The following is a 25,956-nucleotide window of genomic DNA, read 5'->3' as shown; positions in this document are numbered from 1 at the left end:
CTGAAAGACGATCAGGTTGATAGGACAGAGATGGAAGTGTGGTAACACATGTAGTTGACTGTTACTAATAGGTCGAGGGCTTAACCAAAAAGAATCTGACAACATGATGGAAGCAAAGATGGTGGAAATCATGAATCAATGTGTAGTTTTGAAGGTATAATAAAGTATATAATATCCTTAGATTATAAACAAATCTTAGAGAAAAAAACTTAATTAGTACCTTTACAGAATGGATTATTTGTGATAATCTAGTTAAGAAAGTTTGGTTCCTTAGAATCAACGATCATATTCCTCGATAGCTCAATGGTAGAGCACACGGCTGTTAACCGTGGTGTTGCAGGTTCGAGCCCCGCTCGGGGAGTTTAACAACATAGTTTGTTTAAAATAGAACATGTGGAACCAGTTAGGTTTACATGCAACAAGAATTAATTGGCTCCATGGTCAAGCGGTTAAGACACCGCCCTTTCACGGCGGTAACAGGGGTTCAAATCCCCTTGGAGTCACTCATATTATATTTAGAAATGATGAATAAATCTTCACTATTTATAATATACTAGAAAAGTAATTAAATATGGCGACATAGCCAAGTGGTAAGGCATGGGTCTGCAACACCCTGATCGTCAGTTCAAATCTGTCTGTCGCCTCTCATTGAGAAAAGCTATAATTCTTATAACTAGAATTATAGCTTTTTTTGTATCCCTAAATAGAAAATTATGTTATATAAACTTTTACGAAAAGTGCTATCGTATTATAGTGCATCTTATCCAAGAATAAGTGCAACATGCTAGATGCGGTCTTGTATCTAGGAATTAAGTTCGTTATACTAAAGATAGGAGGTGAGGAAATGAGGGTACATACAGAAAAGGTTGAAACGGGAGAAGAGGAAGTGGTTATCCGGTATCGGGAAATGACACCTCAGATTGAAGATATAATCGAGTATGTTTCATCTCAAGTTCCACCTATAATTGGTGCAATTGAAAAGGAAAAGTATATATTAGGATATAACGAAATCTATTATTTTGAAAGTGTGGAAAGTCGAGTATTTGCTTATACAAGAAAGGAATCATATGAAATAAAACATACATTGAATGAGTTAGAGAATATGTTACAAGAACATAAATTTTTTCGATGTAATAAATCCATTATTGTAAACATAAAAAAGATACAGTCCTTAAAAAGTAATGTGGGGAATCGAATTGATGTTACATTAGACAATCAGGAACATTTGATCATATCACGACGGTATGCAAAAGAATTTAGGAGGTGTTTACATGAAGGGGATTAAACAGTTGATTCGAAATGAAATGGATGTTGAATTCTTTGGTAGTGTACATGGACTGTGTCAAATCTTTATGTTTGGATTTTTAGAGTGGCTGAATCATGTGAATAACATTCCATATTCATATATTGTACAGATGTGGATTGTGGGATATCTTATTGCCTGGTTTCAAAAAGGCCTATTCTTAAGCCAGAAGGTGTATCGAAAGGGCGTATATCAAATTTGTACTGTGTTATGGAATGTAGGACCGGTATTAATTATGCTTCTTGCACAACAGGTATTTGGTTGGTTTGCAGCTGCACCTAAATGGGAGTTTATTACGTACCATGTTATAATGCTTTTCTATTTTCCTATTATGTGGCTATGTTTGGAGGTGTTTTATAAGGAAGATACAAAAGAGTTAAATATACTACTAAAGAAGTATAAGGAGGAGAGCAATGAATAATAACTGTATTGAAACCAAAAATCTTACAAAATCTTATGGAAAAGCAAGAGGAATACGGGAAGTTAGTTTGGTAGTGGAAGAGGGAGAAATCTTTGGATTTATTGGTCCTAATGGGGCTGGAAAGAGTACGACAATTCGCTCCCTATTAGGAATGATCACACCTTCCGCAGGAGAAGCAAAGATCTTTAATTTAGATGTGAGGAAGAATAGAAAAGAAATACTACAAGGGATTGGATATATGCCTTCGGAAGCAATGTTTTATACGGGAATGAGAGTAGGGGACATTATTCAATACTCGGCTGATTTACATAAGAAAGACTGCTCCAAAGAGGCAGATATCCTATGTGATCGCTTAAAGTTAGACAAGAAAAAAAAGGTAGAAGAACTATCGTTAGGAAATCGAAAGAAAGTATCTATTATCTGTGCGATGCAACATGATCCTAAACTATACATATTAGATGAACCAACCAGTGGTCTGGATCCACTTATGCAAAGAGAATTTTTTAATTTACTAGAAGAAAAACATAAGCAAGGAGCAACGCTCTTTATGTCATCTCATGTATTATCAGAAATTCAGCATCACTGTACAAAAGCTGCCATTATTCGTGAGGGAAGGATTATTGTCAGTGATACGGTAGAGGCTTTATCTAAGACGAATACAAGAAGAGTGGCTTTAACTATTATGGGAAATGAAAAAATTGCAAAGCAATTAGAAGAAAGACTTACAAAACAAATAAAAGATCTTAATATTAAAGCCAGTGGAGCGGAATTAATAAATATGGAATTTTTATATACAGGAGATATGAATGCTTTAGTTCAATATATAGGACAGACCAATATAGTAGATATTCGTATAACGGAACCAGATTTGGAAGAAATCTTTATGCACTATTATACAAATGGAGGGATGAATAATGACTGTATTTAAGCAGGAAATGAAGCAAAATAAAAAAACACTAATCATCTGGACCGCTTCCGTCAGTCTTATGAGTTTTATATGCCTGATGATGTTTTCTGAGATGAAGGGAATGGTTTCAGAGATGGATGAAATGTTTTCTTCCATGGGGAACTTTACAAAGGCATTTGGAATGGATCAGATGAGTATTGGAACAATTGCAGGTTTTTATGGAGTTGAATGTGGAAATATATTAGGACTTGGAGGTGGTTTCTTAGCTTCTTTACTAGCGGTGAATATGCTAAGTAAGGAAGAAGGAGGACGAACAGCTGAATTTTTGTTTACCCATCCAATTAGCCGTGTGCAGATCATTACGGAAAAATTGATAGCTGTATTTGTTCAGATTTTATTATTCAATCTTGTGTTTATTGTATTCTCTTGTATTGGTATTGCTTTATTAGGTGAGGATATGAATTGGGGGAATTTCGCACTCTATCATATGGCCAATCTATTCATGCAACTTGAAATTGCAGCTATTTGCTACGGATTATCATCATACATCAGAAGAGGTGGACTAGGAGCTGGATTAGGTTTGGCGGCGATGTTTTATTTCTTAAATATAATATCCAACATAACAGAAAGTGCAAAAGTGCTTAAATATATTACACCATTTAGTTATACGGAGGCTGCAGATATCTTTGCCTCAGGAAAATTAGAGATGAAGTATCTTATTGTTGGCATTGTAGTAAGTGTTCTTGCCATTGGAATAGCATATGTTCATTATAATAAAAAAGATATTACAGCATAGGTAGAAAAGTTGATATTTACGACACTATCCGTATGAAATCCTACAATAAAACGGTCCTACTTATGTGAACATATATTGATTGTTCACGTAAGTAGGACCGTTTTATATGCAATTATATTACTTGAAAGGGTTAAATTACAAACGTAGTAACGTTTTTTCAACAGCATAATAAATAAAGATTATGATAAGAGATACTTATCCATATATTCCTCTGCTGGCATTGGTTTTGCAAATAAGTATCCTTGGGCATAGTTACAACCAATGGATTTTAGAAATTCTGCTTGTTCTGTTGTTTCAACACCTTCTGAAATAATCTCCATCTTCAAATCGCGGGCCATATGAACGATATTACTGATTACAATTCGTTCTTTTTCTGTTGCAGAACCTGTCCGAAAGAAGTTTTTGTCTAGTTTTAGTATATCAAATGGTAGATTTCGTAATGCATTAAGAGAGGAATACCCAGAGCCAAAATCGTCCATGGAAAGTCGGAATCCTTGTTGACCAAGCTGATCAAGCACTGGGAGTAAGTAACTACTGTTATCCGTCATTGCACTTTCTGTTATCTCTATTTCAATTAAATCGGGTGATATGTTATATGTTTTTAGAATTCGCTGCAAGGTATTTGGTAAGGTGTTTTCTCTGAAATGTAATCGAGAAAAGTTAACACTTACAGGTACAATCCTATAGTTGTGATCAATCAGATAACGTAGTTGTTTGCATACTTCCTCGAAAACATAAAAATCAATATCAATGATAAACCCGTTGTCTTCAAAAGTAGGAATAAAATCACCAGGATAAATAATACCTTCCTCACGGATCCAGCGAATTAATGCTTCTGCACCACAAATCTCGTTGGTAAGAAGATTAAACTTAGGTTGGTAGTAAATCTGAAACTCTCGCTTTTTAAGAGAAGCAACCATGATATTCTCAATATTCTGTCGTTTGACCATATTATTTTTCATTGTTTCATTAAAATACGCATAGTTGTTCTTATGTCGTTCTCGAACACTCTTTCTTGCAATATTAGCACGGTCAATGGCAATTGTAATACGGTCCTCAGCTTCAATCAGGTAAATACCAATAATAAGCGATAATTTGGAATAATCTAAATGCCTGGATAAGAGTTCATCAAACTTCCGAAAGTAAAGTTGTACTCTCGTTTCGATTTCACTAGGGAGATCATAATGTAGTAGCAGTAAGAAACGATCACCAATGATCCGACCAAATAACTCATTTTCATGAAGAGAATCCTGAAATATAATAGAGAAATCGGCAAGTAGATTATCTCCATGATTATACCCAAAAGCTTCATTAATTTGCTTAAACCGGTTAATATCAAAATAAAAGAGAGCAAATTGATCATAGTGGTTTTCATATAGTATATTTTCTGCTTCTTCGTAAAAACTACTTATATTATAAGAACCGGTTAATAAATCCTTCTTTGCTAATAATCGAGCGATCTCTTCGGAACGAAGCTTCCTTATATAGCCACCGATAATCTTTGAAATGAACGAAATTGTTTCAATTTCATGCTTTTCTAACTGTCTTGTATCTGATGCAATATTCGCGTATATATATCCCGTGTAAGAACCAGAATCGGCAATGGCACATTGAATAAAACTCTGAATGTTTTGGGATTTCAGGTAATCAATAAAAGCAGGGTAAGAACATTCTAGGGAGTTGATATCACGACAATAAAAGACTCCTGTTTTTGTTGTTTTGTAATAAGCATAACAATCGGATTCTTCTTTCTTTACCTTTTCAAATGCACCTGTACTAGAAACCCAATTTTGGGTATGCCATTGATAGGTACTGAGCAGATATTTGTAATCAGATGTATATTCGCAGACGCCAAGACATTCAAGGTTATAATAACTTCCTATTAGGGATAGTATGAAGTTAATAGTAAAGTTCAGGTCCTTGGCATCAAATAATACATCAATCACATTGCTTAAGAGCGTATTATCTAATAAGGTATGCGTATCACGGGTGTTTGCTTCTTTGTGCTCTCCTGGCGTAATTGTCTGGTCACCCATTGTTTCTTTGGAATATAAGGTGTAGCAGTCTTTCCCTTCACCCTTGGAGTGGTAAAGAGCAATATCTGCCAATGAAAAAAGTTCATCAAAGTTTGCTCCATGATTAGGATAAAGAGAAACACCAATACTACCAGATATGTCAAACGGTTTGCAATCCCCTAATAGTAATTCTTTAAATAAAGAACAGATTTGATGCGAAATTTTTTCTACATAATCAATGGAAGATACGTCACGAAGAAATACAGCAAACTCATCTCCACCAATACGGAAGGCAAAGTCATCAGGACCTAATAGTTTACTTAATTTTGCGCTGAATTCAATCAGAACTGCATCTCCAAAGGTATGGCCTAGATTATCATTTAAGTGTTTGAAATTATCGATATCAATCATACAGAATGCGTGAATTGTAGACAATTCAGAGGACTCAATAATGGAGTTGATCTTGGCCTTGGCAGTAGTTCGATTGTACAACTTGGTTAGTGGATCCTCTTCTGCATGGTGTTTTAATTTTTCGTATTCACGTTGTTGCCTATCTATATTAGTAGATTTTCCAATGACAGTAGTAGGAATGTTGTTCTTATATAGCGTAATACCCACAAGTTCAAACCATACAAAATTATTGGATTTATCTTTGGCACGGTATACGGAGTGAATCTCAGGTTTTCCAGATTTTAGGTCGTAACAAAAATCATGGTATTTGTTCAAGTCATCTGGATGAATATTATTGTTGATGCAGGAGAAGGCACTAAAGTTCTCAATAAAATCCAGTCCGATAAAGACGCCTGAGTTTTTATCTGCTTTTTTCATAGTATCATTCTGAATATCATATTCCCAAATAACTCCATGGGAATGCTTTATTACGGTATCATATTTTTGTTTTTCTAGTATAAGTCGGTTGTTCATTTTTGATGTTGAAATATAGTAGAAAATCTGTATGAGTAACATTAAGCATTCAAATACAATGATGATGGTGAGGTATTTGCTACTCATGGAATTGGTCATGGATTGTAAAGTGTTCATTGTTGGGTCAAGGGTACTGGCATTGATAATACTTACAAGATACCAGTTGTTCATTGGTAATGGGGTGTAATAGGCATAATAGGGCGTCATACCATCAATATAGTGAAAATAACCACATTCCTTGTTATGTATGGCGTTTATAAATGTATCTTTTGTTGCACCCTCATCATAGGTAACTGTTTTAAAATAGTCATGCATTGTAGTATAGGAAAAACTATTATTTTTAGATAAGAGCAATCCATCTTCTGTAGTAATGTAACTTGTGGCGTTTAGTTGTGTGGATAAGCTAAATAAATAATTATTCAGCGTCTGTGTTGTGAATAAGCTACACAGGATACCATATGTAGGAAGTGTCTTCTCTGAACGCACAGGGGTGAGAATAATACAAACTGTTTTACCATAACGTTTACAAGGAAGGTATACATAATCATGCTGTGATAGTAATTGTTCAAGGTTAATGTAGGTGTCAATCTCATATTCCTTATAAAGAGTACTAAGTTCATTAATGGAATAATAGGAAAGTTCTCCTAGATTATATTGATTCTGTTGTTTGATGAGCATGGATGAGATGGTATCGGAACTGTTATTTCTAATATTATAATACATTGAAGTGGCACAATTTTCTAAACGTGCGGTTAGCATTTCAATATTTTTCTTTGTATTAGCGATTATAGCATCATGACCAGATTCTATAATATTGGTTAGGGAATTTTGAATACCACGATCAAATGATTTTTTATAGTTAATGGTGATTACACTTGTTGTAATAAGTAGCAAGACTGTCATAATAATTACGACAATGGACATGACATTAATTTTTTTCATGGTTTACCTCATATACTTAATCTTTGAAATAAAGGAGTCTTTAGAAAATAATTAGGTACAATGGACTACTTTGCTGTGGATTTAATATATCATATTTTACCATGTTTGTAAATAAATAGTCCTAGTAACAGATGGAATTGGTACTATTTAAATTGAGGTAAATAAAACCCTTTCTGATATTGATAACAAGTAATAAGGAGTTTAACTTGGTTATCAATTTCAGAAAGGGTTATCTTATAATCTGAACTGTATTATTTTTTGATTGTCATTTTACAAATGGCTTTTACGCCATTTTCTGTTTTGGCAGTAATCTTACATGTACCAACTTTTTTTCCTGTAACAACACCTTTACTTGTTACAGTAGCAACTTTTTTGTTGGAGCTTGAGAAAGTGATTGTGGTAGCAACATCTGGAGTTGCTTTTAAGGTAAATTTCTTTCCTATTTTTAATGTTTTCTTTGTAACGGAAAGCTTAATACTGCTTGGTTTAGTTACTGAAACAGGAACAGTTACCACGGTCTCATTACCAAAGGTATCAATTGCATAGATGGTATAATCTTTGGTAGATGCGATATTAGGAATAGTTCCTTTCCCAGAGGAGACTTCTAAAGCAGTGCCTTTTTTACCAGAAGCAAAATATCTTACATCTTGTTTGCCTTTGGCATAGCGAACTGTTTGGAGATGATCTTCGCCGTCAATAACGGTTAGTACCAGATTTTTCTTGTAGCTATTCGGAATGTCCTCCACTTGTGTTGTAATGGTAGGTGCTACCTGATCACTAATAATAGATGTTAAGTTGCATGTTAATGCGCCATAGATGTCCAGCATACCACCTGTTGATAATTTTCCGCTTAAAGCTGATACGGGTTTGGAACATCCCAATAATACCTTTGCACATTGAGATACGGTAAGATTAGTGTAATAGGAATAGATCTCAGCTAAACCAGCGGAAACCATAGGGGCACTCATCGAAGTACCTGTATAATACTCATATGAATTATTGGATATGGTACTATAGATACAAGTACCTGGGGCAGCGATATCCACTGTCTTTACACCATAATTTGAACTAGTATTCAAGATCCCTAGGCAGGTCATGTTGGCTACAGATATGATATTGTTACAATCATAGGAAGCAGGGTAGACAGGTGTGGTATCGGTATTAATTCCCTTGTAGTTACGATCACCATTTCCAGAGGCAATAACAAAAAACATACTGGAATTTTCAATTGTTGTTTTTAAAATCTTATCAATACTAGGATCTGTGGAATCTGCATCATAACCAAGGCTAAGATTACAGATTTGTGCTCCCATTGTTTCAGCGTATTTGATTCCGGCTACAATATCAGCAGTAGAACCTGTACCATCTTTTCCTCCTAGAACCTTCACAGGAAGAATGTTTACATTTATATTAGAGGCAATACCAGCGATACCAATGCCATTTACCCGTGCACCAATAACACCTGCACAATGTGTCCCATGATCATTTTCTTCACTAGAAGTCTGAAACAATGTTACATCATTACTATCATTATAGAAATTCCACCCATGAACATCATCTATGTATCCATTCTTATCATTATCAATATGATCGCCTGCAATTTCGGCGGTATTGGTATAGATTACACCTGATAAATCCTGATGAGAAGTATCAACACCAGTATCAACAAGGGCAATCGTGATAGATCGGTCTCCTGTGAATAGGGACCAAGCGGATTCCACGTTGGTATCATAACCAGCGGTAGCAGTTACATTAAATTTGGCATAGCGAGGATATTTGCTAACATCAATAGGATAATCAGCATAGCTGTTGTATGTAAATGTTCCATCATTTCGTGTCCACCACTGTTTACTATAATCAGGTTCATTCGTGGCACTGAGTAGATGGTATGTATAGTTTGGTTGTACGGCATCAACGTTGGGATCTGCAACATATTCTTCTAACTTTTGTTCAAGTGTATTGGAATCAGTTGCAGTCACTAAAAATTGATTTTTATCAAGTTCTTCCACTATTGTATTGGTATGTTTGGAAAGTGCCCGATACTCCATGGAAGCAGCAGTATCATTTTTGTAAGTAACAATCAATTGGTCATTCTCATATTGTTCTAGATCGGTAACGATCGTAGAGGTTTCTTCATTGGATTCGAGTATTGTCTTTGCCTGTACAGAAGGGCTGTAGGGAATGGAAGTGGTGCATATAGCCATTGTAAGGCAAAGAAGAGGGAGGGTCCATAACTTCTTTTTTTTCATTATTGAGGGTCCTTTCTTTTAAATCATCTTTTATAAATGGTTAAATATAGTAAAACTGGAGTGTTTTGTTTTACGACAGTATATCTATGAAATGTGGCATTAGTGTGATAAAATAGTTAAATATAACAATGTTAAAGACAGTTGGTACTATTTTACCAGAACTGATTGGATGAGGACTTGAAAGGGTCCATACTTAGTATTGAATGAAGTGTGTTTATACTTGTATAAGTTGACAAAGGAACATTTGGCTGAAGATATTGTAACCTAATCAGTTATAGATATAATTACAATAGATAAGATAAAAATAAGATGGAAACAAGATAGGAGACTATATGAAAGAGACGATTATATATGAGAAGAAGAAACAAGCAATAAAATTATTAGTTCAGACACTACTTATGGTTGCGGCAGCAGTCGTTGTTCTTTATTTAGGGATTGATGAGAAAAGCCTGCTGTTTTGTATGATTGGTGGGGTTGGTTGTGTATTCTTTGGGATTTGTTTGATTGTTCAATTTATCAGGGTTCTTCACAAAAAACCATTATTTACAATCACGCAGGAAGGTATAATGGATCAATCCACTTTGACTTCTATCAATTTTATTCCCTACGAAGAGATTGAAGAACTTGTTATTGGAAAAACCTTAAATAAAGATTCTATTGGTATTTATCTAAAAGATGTAGAAGCCTTCAAGAAGGTACTTCCTTCCATGAAACAAAAGGCTATTGAAAGTAATATTAATAATAAATTTCCACCTATTCTATTGCGAGTTGATAGTGTAGAAGGAATGACAGGTCATGAAATCTATGATATACTTCGGGAGGCATGGGAAAAGACCCAAAATAATAGAGAAGAATAGAAGAGAAAATAAAGAGAAAATTATAAAATAAAAAATAAAAAGAAAGAGTTATCGGTACTTCACATTTGATTAGGAAGGTCCGGTAACTCTTTTATCTATTACGGGTGAGTGTGTTTTGTTAGTTTCTATGCTTGTGTGTTTATAGGGGCTAAGCTATACAACTTAACTTATATGCCATAATTATTTTCTGCGAGCAACTAAGTGGTCATTTTCTAGGTCAATGAGGATGGTATCCGTTTGGTGTACAGCGTCACTAAGGATCAAGCGAGCTGTTAATGTTTCAACATGCTTTTGAAGATAACGCTTCAGTGGTCTTGCACCATATATAGGATCATAAGCTTCTTCAGTAATAAAGTGAATGGCTTCCTCGGTTAGTTCAAGATGAAGTTCCTTATCTTCTAAACGTTTATTCAGATCAGCAACTAATAGGTCAATGATGTTACGAATGTTATCCTTCGTTAAAGGCTTGAACATAATAATTTCATCAAGACGATTTAGGAATTCAGGACGGAAATGTGCACGTAAGTCCTCCATTACCATATTAGAACTTTGTGAACTGATCTCACCATTCTCATCGATACCATCAAGCAAATAATTAGAACCAATGTTGGAAGTAAGAATTATGATGGTATTCTTGAAGTCTACAGTACGACCTTGGGAATCGGTAATACGTCCATCATCCAATACTTGCAACAGAACATTGAATACATCAGGATGGGCTTTTTCAATTTCATCAAATAGGATAACCGAGTAAGGTTTCCTACGTACCGCTTCTGTTAATTGTCCACCTTCATCATATCCAACATATCCAGGAGGCGCTCCGATCAAGCGAGAGACAGAGTATTTCTCCATGTACTCACTCATATCAATACGAACCATATTCTGTTCATTATCGAATAAACCTGCAGCAAGGGCTTTGGCAAGTTCCGTTTTACCAACTCCAGTAGGTCCTAGGAATAGGAATGAACCAATTGGCTTCGTTGGGTCTTTGATTCCTGCTTTGGAACGAAGAATAGCTTCCGTTACTTTGGTAACACCTTCATCTTGCCCCACAACTCTTTTATGAAGTTCATTATCTAAGTGTAAAGTCTTATTTCTTTCACTTTCTGTTAATTTGGCAACTGGTATTCCAGTCCAACGGGAAATGATACGAGCAATCTCTTCGTCAGATACATTCTCATGGATTAAAGTATGCTCCTGTGATTTTACACGTTCTTCTTCCTCTTCTAATTGTTTCTCTAAAGCCGGTAACTTGCCATATTGTAACTCTGCAGCACGATTAAGATCATAATTACGTTTCGCAACTTCGATTTCATTCTTAAGAGCTTCATATTCTTCTTTTAACTTCTGAACTTTTTCTACGGAAGCTTTTTCATTATCCCAGACTGCTTTTTGACTTGAAAATTCATCACGTAATTCAGCAAGTTCCTTTTGTAAGGCATCCAAACGTTCCATACTAAGTCGATCCGTTTCTTTTTTTAGAGCGGCTTCTTCAATCTCCATTTGCATAATACGGCGTTGAACATCATCTAATTCCGTTGGCAAGGAATCTAATTCTGTTTTGATCAAAGCGCAAGCTTCATCCACGAGGTCAATTGCTTTATCTGGAAGAAAACGGTCGGTGATATAGCGGTCAGCTAGAGTGGCAGCAGATACTAGGGCAGAGTCTGTGATCTTAACGCCATGGAATACTTCATAACGTTCTTTCAATCCTCTTAATATAGAAATAGTATCTTCTACAGTAGGTTCATCTACCATAACAGGTTGGAAACGACGTTCAAGAGCAGCGTCTTTTTCAATATACATACGATACTCATTCAGCGTAGTGGCACCAATACAGTGTAGTTCTCCACGTGCTAACATTGGTTTCAACATATTACCGGCATCCATGCTGCCTTCTGTCTTACCAGCACCAACAATGGTATGAAGTTCATCAATGAATAAGATAATCTGTCCATCACTATTCTTAACCTCTTCAAGGACTGCTTTTAGACGTTCCTCAAATTCACCACGATACTTTGCCCCAGCTACAAGAGAACCCATATCAAGAGCAAATAAACGTTTGTCTTTTAATGCCTGTGGAACATCTCCACGCACAATACGTTGTGCAAGACCTTCTACAACAGCTGTTTTACCAACGCCAGGTTCACCGATTAGAACGGGGTTATTCTTTGTCTTACGAGATAGAATTCGAATGACATTACGGATCTCACTGTCACGTCCGATTACAGGATCGAGTTTCTGTTCTTTCGCACGTTCTACGAGATCATAGCCGTATTTGTTTAATGTGTCATAGGTATCTTCAGGGGTATCACTTGTTACCTTCTTATTACCTCGAACACTTGACAGAGCCTGTAAGAAAGACTCTCTGTTAATGCCAAATTCTTTTAGTAATTCTTTTAGTTGTTTATTGGGTTGTTTTAAAAGGCTTAAGAATAAATGTTCAACAGAAACATATTCATCCCCCATTGCTTTGGCTTCGTTTTCCGCATAAATGAGAACTTTGTTTAAATCATTGCTGATGTAGATCTGTACATTACCACTAACTTTTGATCGTTTCTCTAAGAGCCCTCTAACCTGTGCTTCGAATACATCAGTATTAATATCCATCTTTTCAAGAAGTTTTTTAATAAGACTGTCTTCTATGGTCAACAAACTATAGAGAAAATGTTCCTGATCAATTTCCTGATGCCCATAATCATAAGCTAACTTTTCACAGTTTTGCACTGCTTCCATTGACTTTTGGGTAAATTTATTGATATTCATTGGGATTCCTCCTTTTTGTCGGATTCTAAAATCGTTGTTTGTTCTATAACTAATATAACACCTATAATAAAAGAATGCAATAGTTATTTTAATAAAAAAACAACCTTTACAACTGGTATTCTATCGTTTCATGTTATCAAATAATAGAATAGCAATTATGTAAAGATTGTTTGTATGTTCTTTTACCTAATATATGAGTGTGAGTTTACACGACAAAGAGTGGGTTTGTGAAGTACACACACTTTGCTCCCATAGGATTCCACAGATTAAGAAATCCTATTCAATAAAGAAAAAAGTTTATCAAAGGCTATGCCTCATAATCTGTACGGAAACCAGCCACAGGAATATTATTCTTCCCATAAAGAGTAACGGGTCCGTAATTCGTCCAATTATAACGGATATAACGTGGAGATTTAACTTTACTTGCGGATACGAAGATCCTAGAACCAATAATGGAGGCAGTTCCTTTTACATATTGTTTATCTTCGCCAGCAATTTCAAAACCTTCTATGGAATCCCCTTTCACAGTAAATCCTTCTGTTGCATGGTCAAAGAGTAGCTCTATACTGTCTTCATGAAGAATTCGACTTTTATAGATTGGACCATATGCGGATACTTCAAGTCCATATACATGATAGAAAGCTTGTAGGGCCAGACGTCTTCCGACTTCTTCTTTTTCCAGCGGATGAATATTATTAAATTCGCCAAGGTCCAGGATTACAGCAATTCCAGTATTTTTCATTGTTTGGTGTGTAAGCATTTGATTTTCACGAATAATTGGCCAGTTTTTCTGATCCACATCATCACAATTTATGAACATAGGGAGTTGTACAAGTAAGAAAGGAAGCCTGTCATCATTCCAATCATGTCTCCATTGTTTTATAAGTGTTTGCAGTAATTTACCATAGATTGTAGCTTTTTTGTCATCTTCTTCTCCTTGATAATACAAAAATCCACGTAAGGTGTAAGGACAAACACGAGAGAGCATCGTTTCATAAAGGCCAGAAGGACGATAAAATGACTTTGGACCTATAGGTCCAGGCCAACGGTTTTGCCCAGCGATTTCTTGTGCTTTATTCCAGGATATGTTGGGATCCGCAGCATAGAGTTCGTCTATTTTCTTCTGCCATACGGCATACCAAGCATCATATTCATCAACCGCTTTACAATACGCATTATAATCCTCATACTTATGATAAGCTTCTTCATAATCATCTAGGTAAGTTTTTGTATCCACATCCTTTTCAAGGAATGTACGACTTGTCCACGCAGAAGCGGAAGTACCGCCCCAGTTGCAACCGATTATTCCAACGGTTACATCCAGGGTAGTTGCAATATTTTTTTCAAAATAATACGCTACAGCAGACCAATTCCCACAAGTCTCAGGTGTACAGAGCTCCCAACAAGCATTTTCCTCTGTGGTGACAAAATCTTCACTAAAATAACTCTGTTGTGGTACATTGTAGAATCGAATCTTACTGGATAAAGCTGGGTCAACGTTTGCTACGACATCTTTTCCGTTTTTACTGTTTATTAGTTGTAGTTCCATATTTGATTGACCACCAGCTAGCCAAACTTCACCTAGCATAATGTCAGAGTAGGAGAGTGATTCTTCTTTTGTAGTGATCTTCATGGTATATGGTCCACCAGCAGGCATAGGTGGAAGCTCCAGAGACCATGTACCATTTTTTATAATTTGAGAAGCAGAATGCTCCTGTAATGTAACGGTTACTACGTCACCTTCCTTACCAGTACCCCAGATTAGAAGATTTTTATCCCGTTGTAATACCATGTGATCACGAAATACGGCGGCAGTTTTTAGTGACTGACTTTTTGTTTGGTTTATCATGTCTTGTTCCTCCAATACAGTATTGTTCATACTTGCATTTTAGTATGATGGTAAAAAGAATAATACAGCACTTATTGGAGATATTATAAGTTTTTTCTGTAGGAAGCGTAGTAAAAAGTACCCAACTGCGATAACTTGATATTTGAATAAGGTATAAAAACGTTACTATTGGATACATATTACGTTTAAAAGGAATTGGGGCGTTTAAAATTCACAAAAAGAAACATAAAGATTTTATGAGGTTGTTCCGATATACTTAGTAGAGAAGAATTCATACAGTTAATCGGAATAAGAGTTAAAGAATTGAAAAACAAGTAGAATGGAGAGATACAAAAATGATAATTAATCATAACATGTCTGCAATTAAGACAAATCGCCAACTAGGGATTAACAATAACAATATGGCATCAAGTATTGAAAGATTATCTTCTGGATATCGAATCAATAAGGCAGCGGATGATCCAGCAGGTATGGCTATTTCTAGAAAGATGAAAACACAGATTGCAGGGTTAGAGCAGGCTTCGAGAAATGGTTTAGACGGAATCTCTGTAATTCAGACAGCAGAAGGTGCATTACAAGAAGTGCATTCCATGTTACAAAGAATGAGAGAATTATCGGTGCAGGCAGCCAATGATACATTAACAGATGAAGATAAGAAAGCAGTACAAGAAGAAATTGATCAATTGAATAAAGAAATTGACCGTATCTCTACTGATACAGAATATAATACGAAGACATTACTTGATGGTACATTGGACCGTATTACATATTCAAGTAGTACAAAGGTTGGTATTGCTTCCGTTAATGATGCAGTAGCAACAGGAACATATACGGTAACAGCAACAGCTGTCCCAAAACAAGCAACCGCTACGGGTACTACCGGTACTGCATTTACAGGTGCAGGTAATGTTGTGGCAGCTTCTGAAGCTGGTAAGATTACAATTAATGGAGAAACAATCGTAATCAATGAAGGCGAAACAAGAGAAGAGGTAATTGAAAAATTACGTGGTTTATGTGATAAAGTTGATGTAAGTGTGGAAAATACAGCTGCAGGTGCTACAATTACTTCTGCGGGAGCAAAATTAAGCTTTACAACAGAGGAATATGGAAGAAATGCAAGCTTTGAAATTAGTACAACAAATGCTGCTTTAGGCGCTGCATTAGGAATCAATAGTATTGTTGGAACAGAACAAAAGGGAACAGATGGTGCATTAACAACTGGAACAGAGTTCAGTACTACAACAACCGTTACTTACGAAGATAAGTATGCAGTTATTACAGATAAAGCTGGATTTGAGATGAAACTGGATCTCTCCAAAGCAACAGCAGGTACAGCTGCTACAATTACAGTATATGATGAAGGACCATTAATCCTTCAAATTGGTGCGAATGAGCATCAAACAATGAAAGTAGTCATCCCTGAGGTTTCCTCTTCAACATTAGGAACAGATACGTTGAATGTTATCTCTAATGCGGGGGCTCAATCAGCAATTGAACAAGTTGATAAAGCCATTGCACAAGTATCTTCTGTAAGAGCAAAATTAGGCGCATACCAAAATCGATTAGAAAGCTGTGTTGCAAATCTAGATACAACATCTGAAAACTTAACAGAAGCATTATCAAGAATTGAAGATGTAGATATGGCAGAAGAGATGACAAATTATACTCAATATCAGGTACTTGTACAAGCGTCTACATCTGTACTTGCACAAGCAAACCAGATGCCACAGAATGTAATTTCATTATTACAAGGATAAGATTAAGTAGGAATGGGGAAATCGCATGAAAAATGAATTAACACAGGCTTATGTTACAAGAATAACACAGGCAAATCGTTCCGAGTTGGTCGTGATCATCTATGAGATTATACTTACCCATTTAAATGATGCACAGGAAGCGTATCATAAAGAGGAACAGATGGTATACAAGAATGAACTGGAGCAGGCACAAAAATTCTTATTAGAGTTAATGTCTGGGCTAGATTTCGCGTATGAGATTTCCAAAAATCTAATGTCGATCTATTTATTTGTGAATAAGACACTGTTAGAAGCAAAGAGTTCCTATGATTCTGAAGTTGTAGAACGAGTAATCAAGATATTAGAGTCATTAAAACAATCTTTTGTAGAAGTTGGAAAGTCGGACAATTCGCAGGTATTAATGCAGAATACGCAAAAAGTATATGCAGGACTAACCTATGGAAAGAATAGTCTTAATGAAATGACGATTGAACCAGGTGAAGAATCAAGAGGATTTTTCGCATAATACGAATCCAAAACCCATGTAGGGAGTGTTATATAAAAAAGATCCTTTCAGATATTGTTTTGAATAGCAGTATCATGAAAGGGTCTTTTTTCGTTAATAGGGTTCGGGTGTCAAAAGTCCTTATTTAATTGACTTTGTTCTATTTTAACTTATATAGAGAATCTTACCTGGTCCAAATCGACGTTCTATTTCGTCATGGACAAATAGTTCTCCTTCTGAACGGAAGTCGTTGCGGTAGCAGTATTTACCCATGCCACGTCCTGTCATCTTTTCTGCATCATAGAGTTCCTTTGCATCGGGAAAAGCTTCTGCATTAATCTTACGATGAACAAAGCTGTAGGTCATGAAAATCACTTCAATAAACATCTGTTTTTTCATTTTTTCTGAGAGCTCCGCTTCTAGTCGGTCAAACAATTCACTGTAAAGGAGTTTCCAATTGTCTACAAGTATAACAGGAGCCACTAATATACCTACATGATAACCGGCTTCTGCCATTTTATTTAGTGCTTCTATACGATTTGTGAGAGAAGAAGTTCCAATCTCTACATCACGTATAATGGATTCGGGGTTTACTGACATACGAAAGATTACCCGTCCTTGGTGATCAAGAGGAAGTAATGGATCCACCATACTGAACTTACTAGGAAACGTGATTCGTCCTTTCTTACTTTTAAGAAAATTCTCAATTGTCCAAGGTAAATTATTCGTAATGGTATTTTCTAAGACTAGATCGCTATTACTGCCTATTTCATAAGTTAATTCTTTTAAACTTTTATTGCTGTTACGGATTAGTCGCTCCATCATCTGTTCCCGATTTACAAAAAGACGTAGATAGGAACACTTATTATAATTACATACAAGATAGCAGTAGAGGCACATAGCGGTACAGCCAGAGGATGTATAAGGAACAAGATAATCGGATACTTTATGATTCTCCACATATTTGTGCGTCTTTCTTGTACCCAGAATTAATAATTGCTTTAAATTTCGAAATTCGGAATTTTCTTTTGTGCGTAATTCTTCGATATTATTATGATTATCAATTGGGATCCAAGGAAGATCTGCGAATTTAGAACGCAATTCCTTTCCTAATGCATATTCGTCAATACCAGGTTCATAATAGATTTGAGTTGGTCGCATTGTAACCTCCTAATTGTAACATCATTTGTAGTAATCTTTAGTATATGTAGAAGCAAAAAAAATATTTATGTCAGAATAGGGGAAAAAAAGACAACGAAAGTTAGTAGCCATGAAAACCATACCAATGTTATAATAAGGACAGGCAAAAAATGTAAATAAATGAATGAAAAATGAAATTCTTTTATTTGGGGAAAGGAGAACACGGCCCTATGAAGAAAAAGTTGTTTGGATTCGGTTTGGTAATGGTTTTATTTCTAATTTTTCTTACAAGTTGCGAAAAAAAAGATCGAGAGTATGGGTTTCAACCTGTTTTTGAAAAGCTGACATGGGGAATGAGTATGCAGGAAGTAATTCAGAGCATGGAGTTAACAAAGAAGAATGCAACAATCGTTGAACCGAAAGAGGATTCGGTCTATCGAATCATTCGATTAAATGAACCGTATGAGGAGTATGGTATGAATGCTATGGTTCATTTACTGATTATGGGAAAAGTCAAAGGAGCTAAGGAAAGCTATCCATATGATGTATTATCTGCAGTGGTGTTACAGTATTCCGACATTGATTATTCAAAGTTAGCAAAGAATATGAATGAACAGTTAGGGGAGGCTGAAATCCATACAACAGATGATATGGATACCCAAAAAGAAACTTACATATGGAAGAGTAAGGATACCATTGATTCCTTGTATCGAACGGAAAAGAAGGAATTACAGGCTTATTGTAAAAACTTAACGGAAGAAGGCTACTCTGCACTTGAACCCAAAGAAACAAGTGCAATGAATAAGATTACATTAGAAATCGATCCAGAGAATAAGAAAGCAACGGTAACCTACTATGGAGATTGGAGTTTATATCTGAATATTAGTAAAAAGCAAGGGAAAGAATAAAAAGTAATTCTTTCGGTAGACCCTTGACAATTAAGAAATCCTATACTATGATAAAAAATAACAAATAATTAATAGCATAGCACCAAAATACGTTGAAGGAGACAGTAGCAATCAAGTTGAACCCCAAAGCGAGTTCGGGATAGTGGAAGCCGAATGGAAGTAGCAGATTGTGAAGATCACTCCGAAGTAGCAGACTGAAAGAATGTCAAGTAGGTCGTCGCCGGATTCCTCCGTTATGGGAACGCATATAAAAGTCATTGACGGAGTATGTTAAATAGGTGGTTAAAATGAAGCTTTCTGCTCTCATCCTGTTTGGATGAGAGCTTTTTATATAATAGGAAAGTTCTTCAATTTTCCTATTATTTACCCTCCGGGGGCTGTGCACTCGCACAAAAGGTTGGTGTTGCTTACGCTGATTGTGCTCAGTGCGGAGAACAAGATGTATTTTGAAGTGTTATTAACGCGAGAGTGTACGAAGTACACATTGCTTTTGTAAAATTGCTTTGCTTATTATTAAAGGAGGAAAATCATGTACGATAAAGTATCCGCGAATCTCAACTTCGTTGAGAGAGAAAAAAATGTAGAGAACTTTTGGAAAGAAAATGAGATTTTCGAAAAGAGTATTGATTCAAGAAAAGAGGGAGAAACGTATACCTTCTACGATGGTCCACCAACAGCCAATGGTAAGCCACACATTGGTCATGTATTAACTAGAGTTATCAAGGATATGATTCCAAGATACAAAACAATGAAAGGTTATAAAGTTCCTAGAAAAGCGGGTTGGGATACCCATGGACTTCCAGTAGAACTTGAAGTTGAAAAATTATTAGGTCTTGATGGAAAAGAACAGATCGAACAATACGGGTTGGAACCATTTATCGGTAAATGTAAAGAATCTGTATGGAAATACAAAGGTATGTGGGAAGACTTCTCTGGTACCGTTGGTTTCTGGGCAGATATGGAGAATCCATATGTTACGTATGATAACAAGTTCATCGAATCGGAATGGTGGGCTTTAAAACAAATCTGGGAAAAGAAATTATTATATAAAGGATATAAGATCGTTCCTTATTGCCCTAGATGTGGAACTCCTCTTTCTTCCCATGAGGTTGCACAGGGATATAAGGATGTAAAAGAAAAATCTGCAATTGCAAAATTCCGTGTAAAAGGTACACAAGATGAATATATCCTAGCATGGACAACAACTCCATGGACATTACCTTCCAATGTGGCTCTTTGTGTGAATCCAAACGAGTCATATGTGAAAGTCAAAGTGCAAGTAAATGCAAAAGGTGATGTAGTAAAAGAAGGCGAAGAAGATACTGCCGTTAAGACTGAATACTATATCTTAGCAGAAGCATTATTAACCGTAGTAGATGGTGTTTACGAAATTGTTGAAAAATATGTTGGAACAGATCTAGAATATAAGGAATATGAACCATTATTCAACTATGTTAATCCAACAAAGAAAGCATATTATGTTGTATGCGATACCTATGTTACATTAACAGATGGTACTGGTGTTGTTCATATTGCCCCTGCATTTGGTGAAGATGATGCCAAAGTAGGACGTAAATACGACCTTCCTTTCGTTCAATTAGTTGATGAAAAAGGGGAAATGAAGCCAGAATGTACGGATATGGCAGGCGTTTTCTGTAAGAAAGCAGATGAAATCGTATTCCGTCTATTAGGAGAAAAAGGTTTATTATACAAGGCACTTAAGTTTGAGCATAGCTACCCATTCTGCTGGAGATGTGATACGCCATTAATCTACTATGCAAGAGAATCTTGGTTCATCAAGATGACAGAAGTAAAAGATGACTTGATTCGCAATAATAATACGATCAACTGGATTCCTGAATCCATTGGTAAAGGTCGTTTTGGAAACTGGCTTGAGAATATTCAAGACTGGGGTGTAAGCCGTAACCGTTACTGGGGAACTCCACTGAATGTATGGGAATGTGAATGTGGACATATGCATTCCATCGGAAGCATTGAAGAGTTAAAATCTTTATCAAGCAATTGCCCAGATGAGGTGGAATTACACCGTCCATTTATCGATGCGGTTACATTCCCATGTGAAAAGTGTGGAAAAGAGATGCATCGTGTACCTGAAGTACTTGATTGCTGGTTCGATTCAGGAGCAATGCCATTTGCACAACATCATTATCCATTTGAAAACAAGGAATTATTCGAAGAACAATTCCCAGCAGATTTCATCTCCGAAGCAGTTGACCAGACAAGAGGATGGTTCTATACCTTACTAGCAGAATCTACTTTGTTGTTCAACAAAGCTCCTTATAAGAATGTTATTGTTCTTGGACATGTGCAAGATGAAAATGGACAAAAGATGTCCAAGTCCAAAGGAAATGCAGTGGATCCATTTGATGCATTAAAGCAATATGGAGCAGATGCGATTCGTTGGTATTTCTATATTAATAGTGCTCCATGGTTACCAAACCGTTTCCACGGAAAAGCCGTTATGGAAGGACAACGTAAGTTCATGGGTACATTATGGAATACGTATGCGTTCTATGTACTTTATGCCAATATTGATAACTTTGATCCATCAAAATACACATTAGATTATGACCAATTACCTGTTATGGATAAATGGTTATTGTCTCGTTTGAATACGGTTGTGAAAGCCGTTGATGAAAATCTTGCCGCATACAAGATTCCTGAGACAGCGAAAGCATTACAAAACTTTGTGGATGAATTAAGTAACTGGTATGTAAGACGTTGTCGTGAACGTTTCTGGGCAAAAGGAATGGAACAAGATAAGATCAATGCTTACATGACATTGTATACATCATTGGTAACAATCTGTAAGGCAGCTGCACCAATGATTCCATTCATGACAGAAGACATTTACCAAAACTTAGTGAGAAACATTGATAAAACAGCTCCAGAAAGTATCCATCTTTGTGACTTCCCAGTTTACAATGAAAAGCACATTGATACGGAACTTGAGAAATATATGGAAGAAGTATTGGATATCGTTGTACTTGGTCGTGCATGTAGAAATACGGCAAACATCAAGAACAGACAGCCAATCGGAAATATGTATGTAAAATGTGATACGGAATTATCAGAGTTTTTCCAAGAAATCATTGAAGAAGAATTGAATGTTAAGAAAGTAACCTTCACAGATGACGTTCGTAACTTCACTTCTTATAGCTTCAAACCACAACTACGTACATTAGGTAGAAGATTCGGTAAACAACTGAATGCCTTAAAAGAAGTATTAGCTAATCTTGATGGTAATACAGCAATGGATTCTTTAAATGCTACAGGTAAACTTACGATTACATTAGATGGTGTTGAAGAAGAGTTAGATCAAGAAGATTTATTAATCGAAGCTGCACAAACAGAAGGATTCGAATCAAATTCAGACTATGGAATTACCGTTGTACTCGATACAACATTAACACCTGAATTGATTGAAGAAGGTTTTGTTCGTGAAATCATCAGTAAGATTCAGACAATGCGTAAGGATGCTGGCTATGAAGTAATGGATCATATCATTGTATATCAAGATGAAAATGATGTAATTAAAGAAGTCATCAAAAACAATGCCGATCAGATCAAATCCGAAGTTCTTGCAGAAGAGATTCATATCGGTGCAATGAGTGGATATACAAAAGAGTGGGATCTGAACGGAGAACACACAATTCTTGGTGTTGAGAAGATCATGTAATAAAATTAAGGTCTCAGACTTAACGCTTAATTATTTAGAATGAGTATGTGCCAAGTTTGAGTAAAAAGCTATATTGTATAAAAACAAGAGAGGAGCGTCGGTTCCTCTCTTGTTTAGCAATATGGCTTTTTCTTAATCTTACTAAAACATCGCTCCTTGAATTGCACTAATACAATTTGCAAAATATTCCGATACATAAGGTGAGTAGAAAAAACGATAGGATGCTTTATTTCAAGGAGGAATGTAGAATGAGCCATATTGAACAAGCAAGTTATCTAGCAAGTAATGGGTATTCTGCGCAACAGTTTGTATCGAAAACAGACAAGAATGCCAAGACGGAAGATACCAAGAAGAGTAACAGTACCAGCAATACAGAGACAACGGAAACAACAGAAAAAGAAGGCGCAAAATCAGTTAAAGGCACAAAAACCTATGGGGATGCTAAACTTACAGATCAAGCGTTAGATTATTATAACGCATTAAAGAAGAAATTCGGAAATCTGAATTTCGTATTAGTCGCTTCCGATAAGAAGGAAGAGGCACAGATGAATAAGGCAAGTTTTGCAACACCTGGTTGTCTTACTGTGTTAATTGATACAGACAAAATCGAGAAGATGGAAGAAGACAGTACATACCGAGAACAGATTGAAAGTGTCATTCGTAATGGTGCTTCATCAATGTCTCAATTGACTTCGAATATAAATCAATCATCCACACAGGTTACATCCTATGGAATGACCATTGATAAAAGTGGAAATGCTTCTTATTTTGCAGTGTTAAGCAAATCAGCCGCTGCTCAAAAAGAACGAATTGCGAAAAAGGCAGAAGAGAAGAAAGCGGATAAGAAAGCAGAAGAAAAGAAGGCACAAAAGGAAGAAGCAAAAGAGAACCAGGCGGAAAAACTATCGGAACGGAAAGAAGCTAAAAAAGTGGATGTGGAAGATACGGTAACCATATCAGCCAATTCTATAGAAGAATTAATGAAAAAAATACAAGAATACCAGATTAACGAGCGTACAAGTTATGTGCGAACTGATGCGGAAAAGGCAGTAGGACAATCTTTTGATTATACAATCTAGGGTTGTATAGAATGCAATACATAATAAACATAATTTATGAAACGATTGTAAAAGTATTATATAGTAATTGAAAAACATCTCTTTTATGTATAGGTATATACAAAAAGGAGGTGTTTTTTATGGTTACACAAGCAAAGGTATGAGGAAATGCCCAAGGTGTTTCGTTTGTGTAAGAACATAAATATATAATAGCATTTGACAAATAGGTAACTTGTTACTATAATAATGGTAACAAGTTACCTATTTGAATGTGATTCAATGGAGGATAATTAATGAATAGCAAATATGAAACCATGGGAAAAGATCCAGTTTGGATGAAAAAGCTTTTATTTGCAGGTATCTTTATACAGGAAAACAGACTTCATGCGGTATTTGATAAATATAACGATATGTCTGTAAAGCAGTGGCTCTTGTTGGCTGCGTGCGAAGTATTTAGTGAGCCACCTGCACTATCTTCTCTTGCAGAAGTCATGGGATGCTCCAGGCAGAATGTTAAGAAGATTGCCAGTTGTCTAGAACGAGATGGGTATATAACCTTAGAGAAATCATCCGCTGATGCAAGAGCAGTCTGTGTCGTGAGAACAGAAAAAGGAAAGCAATATACCTTAGAACGGGAAGAATACCGTAAATTAATGCATGAGATCATCTATCAAGATTTTACAGAAGAGGAGATCAGACAATACTACCAACTTAGTATTAAGATGATGAAGGGAATCGATCATTTGGAACAGTATTTTGTAAAAACGCGTGATGAATCATAGAGAATTGATAGAAACAAGGTATGTTAGGTATTAAACAGGGGAGACATAGAAAGATACAAAAGAAGAAACAAAAAATTACAGGAGTGATGTTATGAAGAATAAAAAGATAATTCAGATATTAACGACGCTAATTCTAATCTTATTAGGGATTGCTACATTTGTGGGATTGTTCAGTAGGAATGCTACCGCATTTCCAGCAATTCGGTCTGTATATGGAGAAACCATTGAATTATATAACAAAGGAATCTATGCGAGAGATTCCTTATCCATGGGTTCACAAGCGGTTGCACAGGATTTTGTAACATTGGTTCTTGGGGTGCCGTTGTTGTGTATATCCCTCTATCTTATCAAGAAAAAAAAGGACAAAGGGTTATTCCTACTTGTGGGAACTACAGCGTATATTCTATATACCTATATGTCTTACTCCTTTTTGATTGTGTATAATGACTTATATTTAATTTACTTATTGTTGATGATCCTTAGCTTTTATACTTTTTTACTTAGCATCAATGAAATCAATCAACTGAAATTATGTGAAAAGTATGCAAGCAAGTTTCATGAACAATCTTTGCGCAATATTCTCTGGATTGTAGGTGGAATTCTGGGGCTTATGTGGTTAGGTAGAATACTTCCTACGATTGGAACGAATAAGGCACCAGTGGGGTTAGAACATTATTCCACATTGGGAATCCAGACATTGGATCTTGGTTTTATAGTACCGTCTTGTATTGTAGCAGGTATTCTGCTGAACAAAAAGAGCAAGTGGGGATATCTGTTAGGAATTATACTGATCACGAAAGCCGTAACCATGGTATCAGCGGTGAGTGCGATGACCGTATTCATGCGAATTAATGGAGCATACATAACCTTATTAGAAACATTTCTTTTTCCATTACTGTTAATACCAATCGTATATTATATGATTAAAGTGTATAGTTGGATTAAGGAGTAGATCGGCAATCTCTTAAGAATTTTTTACATTTCCTTTAATAGTGGGGGTTCTGCCTTGACATTTTTTATTTAACGAGTAAGATGAGGAGTGTTGTTAGAACAAAAGTGTGACAAGATCTTTAACATTTGAATTAAATAAGGGTCATA

General features: G+C 35.9%; 17 protein-coding genes, 3 tRNA genes and 1 rRNA gene. 16 read left to right on the top strand and 5 right to left on the bottom strand.

All coding sequences use genetic code 11. From position 1 onward, the window contains the following. The 8 genes from HBB17_RS11310 to HBB17_RS11275 form a co-directional block, all read left to right on the top strand. A 23S ribosomal RNA gene (locus HBB17_RS11310) occupies positions 1–88 on the top strand; the annotation flags it as partial. 201 nt (positions 89–289) lie between these two features. After that, positions 290–361, top strand: a tRNA-Asn gene (locus tag HBB17_RS11305). A 70-nt stretch (positions 362–431) separates the two neighbouring features. Then, positions 432–503, top strand: a tRNA-Glu gene (locus HBB17_RS11300). 70 nt (positions 504–573) lie between these two features. Further along, positions 574–644: transfer RNA gene (locus HBB17_RS11295), tRNA-Cys, on the top strand. A 200-nt stretch (positions 645–844) separates the two neighbouring features. After that, entirely contained in the window at positions 845–1,285 is a 441-nt protein-coding gene (locus HBB17_RS11290; RefSeq protein WP_167957601.1) for a LytTR family DNA-binding domain-containing protein, read from the top strand. Further along, positions 1,272–1,724, top strand: a complete 453-nt coding sequence (locus tag HBB17_RS11285; protein ID WP_167957600.1) for a hypothetical protein — start codon at positions 1,272–1,274, stop codon at positions 1,722–1,724. Before HBB17_RS11290 ends, HBB17_RS11285 begins: the two co-directional genes overlap by 14 nt. After that, positions 1,717–2,652, top strand: a complete 936-nt coding sequence (locus HBB17_RS11280) for an ABC transporter ATP-binding protein (protein ID WP_167957599.1) — start codon at positions 1,717–1,719, stop codon at positions 2,650–2,652. Before HBB17_RS11285 ends, HBB17_RS11280 begins: the two co-directional genes overlap by 8 nt. Next, positions 2,639–3,427 carry an ABC transporter permease subunit gene (locus HBB17_RS11275; RefSeq protein ID WP_167957598.1) on the top strand — a complete coding sequence of 263 codons (789 nt, stop codon included), beginning with the start codon at positions 2,639–2,641 and terminating at the stop codon, positions 3,425–3,427. Before HBB17_RS11280 ends, HBB17_RS11275 begins: the two co-directional genes overlap by 14 nt. 179 nt (positions 3,428–3,606) lie before the next feature. Here HBB17_RS11275 and HBB17_RS11270 read toward each other — a convergent pair whose 3' ends face one another. Together HBB17_RS11270 and HBB17_RS11265 are read right to left on the bottom strand one after the other, a co-directional pair. Further along, a complete protein-coding gene (locus tag HBB17_RS11270) occupies positions 3,607–7,308 on the bottom strand; it encodes an EAL domain-containing protein (RefSeq protein WP_167957597.1) in 3,702 nt (1,233 codons plus the stop codon). Positions 7,309–7,559: 251 nt separating this feature from the next. Continuing rightward, a complete protein-coding gene (locus HBB17_RS11265) occupies positions 7,560–9,557 on the bottom strand; it encodes a S8 family serine peptidase (RefSeq protein ID WP_167957596.1) in 1,998 nt (665 codons plus the stop codon). Between the two features lie 332 nt (positions 9,558–9,889). Here HBB17_RS11265 and HBB17_RS11260 point away from each other — a divergent pair, with 332 nt between their 5' ends. Next, positions 9,890–10,414, top strand: coding sequence for an STM3941 family protein (locus HBB17_RS11260; RefSeq protein ID WP_167957595.1), 525 nt, complete (start codon positions 9,890–9,892; stop codon positions 10,412–10,414). 180 nt (positions 10,415–10,594) lie between these two features. Here the strand turns inward: HBB17_RS11260 and clpB are convergent, their stop codons facing one another. Next, a complete protein-coding gene (gene clpB / locus HBB17_RS11255) occupies positions 10,595–13,180 on the bottom strand; it encodes an ATP-dependent chaperone ClpB (protein ID WP_167957594.1) in 2,586 nt (861 codons plus the stop codon). Positions 13,181–13,487: 307 nt separating this feature from the next. Further along, on the bottom strand, positions 13,488–15,029 hold the full coding sequence (locus HBB17_RS11250) for a sialate O-acetylesterase (protein WP_167957593.1): 1,542 nt from the start codon (positions 15,027–15,029) through the stop codon (positions 13,488–13,490). Positions 15,030–15,364: 335 nt separating this feature from the next. Between HBB17_RS11250 and HBB17_RS11245 the strand changes: the two genes are divergently transcribed. Then, positions 15,365–16,786, top strand: coding sequence for a flagellin N-terminal helical domain-containing protein (locus HBB17_RS11245; RefSeq protein ID WP_167957592.1), 1,422 nt, complete (start codon positions 15,365–15,367; stop codon positions 16,784–16,786). 25 nt (positions 16,787–16,811) lie between these two features. After that, positions 16,812–17,291, top strand: a complete 480-nt coding sequence (locus tag HBB17_RS11240) for a flagellar export chaperone FliS (protein ID WP_167957591.1) — start codon at positions 16,812–16,814, stop codon at positions 17,289–17,291. 144 nt (positions 17,292–17,435) lie between these two features. On the opposite strand, the gene HBB17_RS11235 is transcribed toward HBB17_RS11240, so the two are convergent. Continuing rightward, the gene (locus HBB17_RS11235) at positions 17,436–18,431 is read right to left on the bottom strand and encodes an SPL family radical SAM protein (protein WP_167957590.1); all 996 of its coding nucleotides are present in this window, start codon (positions 18,429–18,431) and stop codon (positions 17,436–17,438) included. A 209-nt stretch (positions 18,432–18,640) separates the two neighbouring features. Between HBB17_RS11235 and HBB17_RS11230 the strand changes: the two genes are divergently transcribed. The 5 genes from HBB17_RS11230 to HBB17_RS11210 all read left to right on the top strand — a co-directional run bounded on the left by HBB17_RS11230 (position 18,641) and on the right by HBB17_RS11210 (position 25,810). Continuing rightward, complete coding sequence (locus tag HBB17_RS11230) at positions 18,641–19,318, top strand: hypothetical protein (RefSeq protein WP_167957589.1); 678 nt, start codon at positions 18,641–18,643, stop codon at positions 19,316–19,318. A 529-nt stretch (positions 19,319–19,847) separates the two neighbouring features. Continuing rightward, positions 19,848–23,018, top strand: a complete 3,171-nt coding sequence (gene ileS / locus HBB17_RS11225) for an isoleucine--tRNA ligase (RefSeq protein ID WP_167957588.1) — start codon at positions 19,848–19,850, stop codon at positions 23,016–23,018. Positions 23,019–23,266: 248 nt separating this feature from the next. Next, complete coding sequence (locus tag HBB17_RS11220; RefSeq protein ID WP_167957587.1) at positions 23,267–24,097, top strand: DUF6033 family protein; 831 nt, start codon at positions 23,267–23,269, stop codon at positions 24,095–24,097. Between the two features lie 272 nt (positions 24,098–24,369). Then, positions 24,370–24,858: a MarR family winged helix-turn-helix transcriptional regulator gene (locus tag HBB17_RS11215; RefSeq protein ID WP_167957586.1), complete on the top strand. Its 489-nt coding sequence runs from the start codon at positions 24,370–24,372 to the stop codon at positions 24,856–24,858. Between the two features lie 91 nt (positions 24,859–24,949). After that, complete coding sequence (locus tag HBB17_RS11210) at positions 24,950–25,810, top strand: hypothetical protein (protein WP_167957585.1); 861 nt, start codon at positions 24,950–24,952, stop codon at positions 25,808–25,810. The last annotated feature ends 146 nt before the right edge of the window (positions 25,811–25,956 follow it).

This window comes from Anaerosporobacter faecicola, from assembly GCF_012070565.1.
Classification (GTDB): domain Bacteria; phylum Bacillota; class Clostridia; order Lachnospirales; family Lachnospiraceae; genus Anaerosporobacter; species Anaerosporobacter faecicola.
Note: the sequence above shows the minus strand (reverse complement) of the source record. Positions and strands in the feature narration are given on the sequence as shown.

What these genes read in the sequence shown, in the direction of transcription:
- HBB17_RS11290 (WP_167957601.1), top strand. Translation starts at nt 845, where the DNA reads ATGAGGGTACATACAGAAAAGGTTGAAACGGGAGAAGAGGAAGTGGTT.
- HBB17_RS11285 (WP_167957600.1), top strand. Translation starts at nt 1,272, where the DNA reads ATGAAGGGGATTAAACAGTTGATTCGAAATGAAATGGATGTTGAATTC.
- HBB17_RS11280 (WP_167957599.1), top strand. Translation starts at nt 1,717, where the DNA reads ATGAATAATAACTGTATTGAAACCAAAAATCTTACAAAATCTTATGGA.
- HBB17_RS11275 (WP_167957598.1), top strand. Translation starts at nt 2,639, where the DNA reads ATGACTGTATTTAAGCAGGAAATGAAGCAAAATAAAAAAACACTAATC.
- HBB17_RS11270 (WP_167957597.1), bottom strand. Translation starts at nt 7,308, where the DNA reads ATGAAAAAAATTAATGTCATGTCCATTGTCGTAATTATTATGACAGTC.
- HBB17_RS11265 (WP_167957596.1), bottom strand. Translation starts at nt 9,557, where the DNA reads ATGAAAAAAAAGAAGTTATGGACCCTCCCTCTTCTTTGCCTTACAATG.
- HBB17_RS11260 (WP_167957595.1), top strand. Translation starts at nt 9,890, where the DNA reads ATGAAAGAGACGATTATATATGAGAAGAAGAAACAAGCAATAAAATTA.
- clpB (WP_167957594.1), bottom strand. Translation starts at nt 13,180, where the DNA reads ATGAATATCAATAAATTTACCCAAAAGTCAATGGAAGCAGTGCAAAAC.
- HBB17_RS11250 (WP_167957593.1), bottom strand. Translation starts at nt 15,029, where the DNA reads ATGATAAACCAAACAAAAAGTCAGTCACTAAAAACTGCCGCCGTATTT.
- HBB17_RS11245 (WP_167957592.1), top strand. Translation starts at nt 15,365, where the DNA reads ATGATAATTAATCATAACATGTCTGCAATTAAGACAAATCGCCAACTA.
- HBB17_RS11240 (WP_167957591.1), top strand. Translation starts at nt 16,812, where the DNA reads ATGAAAAATGAATTAACACAGGCTTATGTTACAAGAATAACACAGGCA.
- HBB17_RS11235 (WP_167957590.1), bottom strand. Translation starts at nt 18,431, where the DNA reads ATGCGACCAACTCAAATCTATTATGAACCTGGTATTGACGAATATGCA.
- HBB17_RS11230 (WP_167957589.1), top strand. Translation starts at nt 18,641, where the DNA reads ATGAAGAAAAAGTTGTTTGGATTCGGTTTGGTAATGGTTTTATTTCTA.
- ileS (WP_167957588.1), top strand. Translation starts at nt 19,848, where the DNA reads ATGTACGATAAAGTATCCGCGAATCTCAACTTCGTTGAGAGAGAAAAA.
- HBB17_RS11220 (WP_167957587.1), top strand. Translation starts at nt 23,267, where the DNA reads ATGAGCCATATTGAACAAGCAAGTTATCTAGCAAGTAATGGGTATTCT.
- HBB17_RS11215 (WP_167957586.1), top strand. Translation starts at nt 24,370, where the DNA reads ATGAATAGCAAATATGAAACCATGGGAAAAGATCCAGTTTGGATGAAA.
- HBB17_RS11210 (WP_167957585.1), top strand. Translation starts at nt 24,950, where the DNA reads ATGAAGAATAAAAAGATAATTCAGATATTAACGACGCTAATTCTAATC.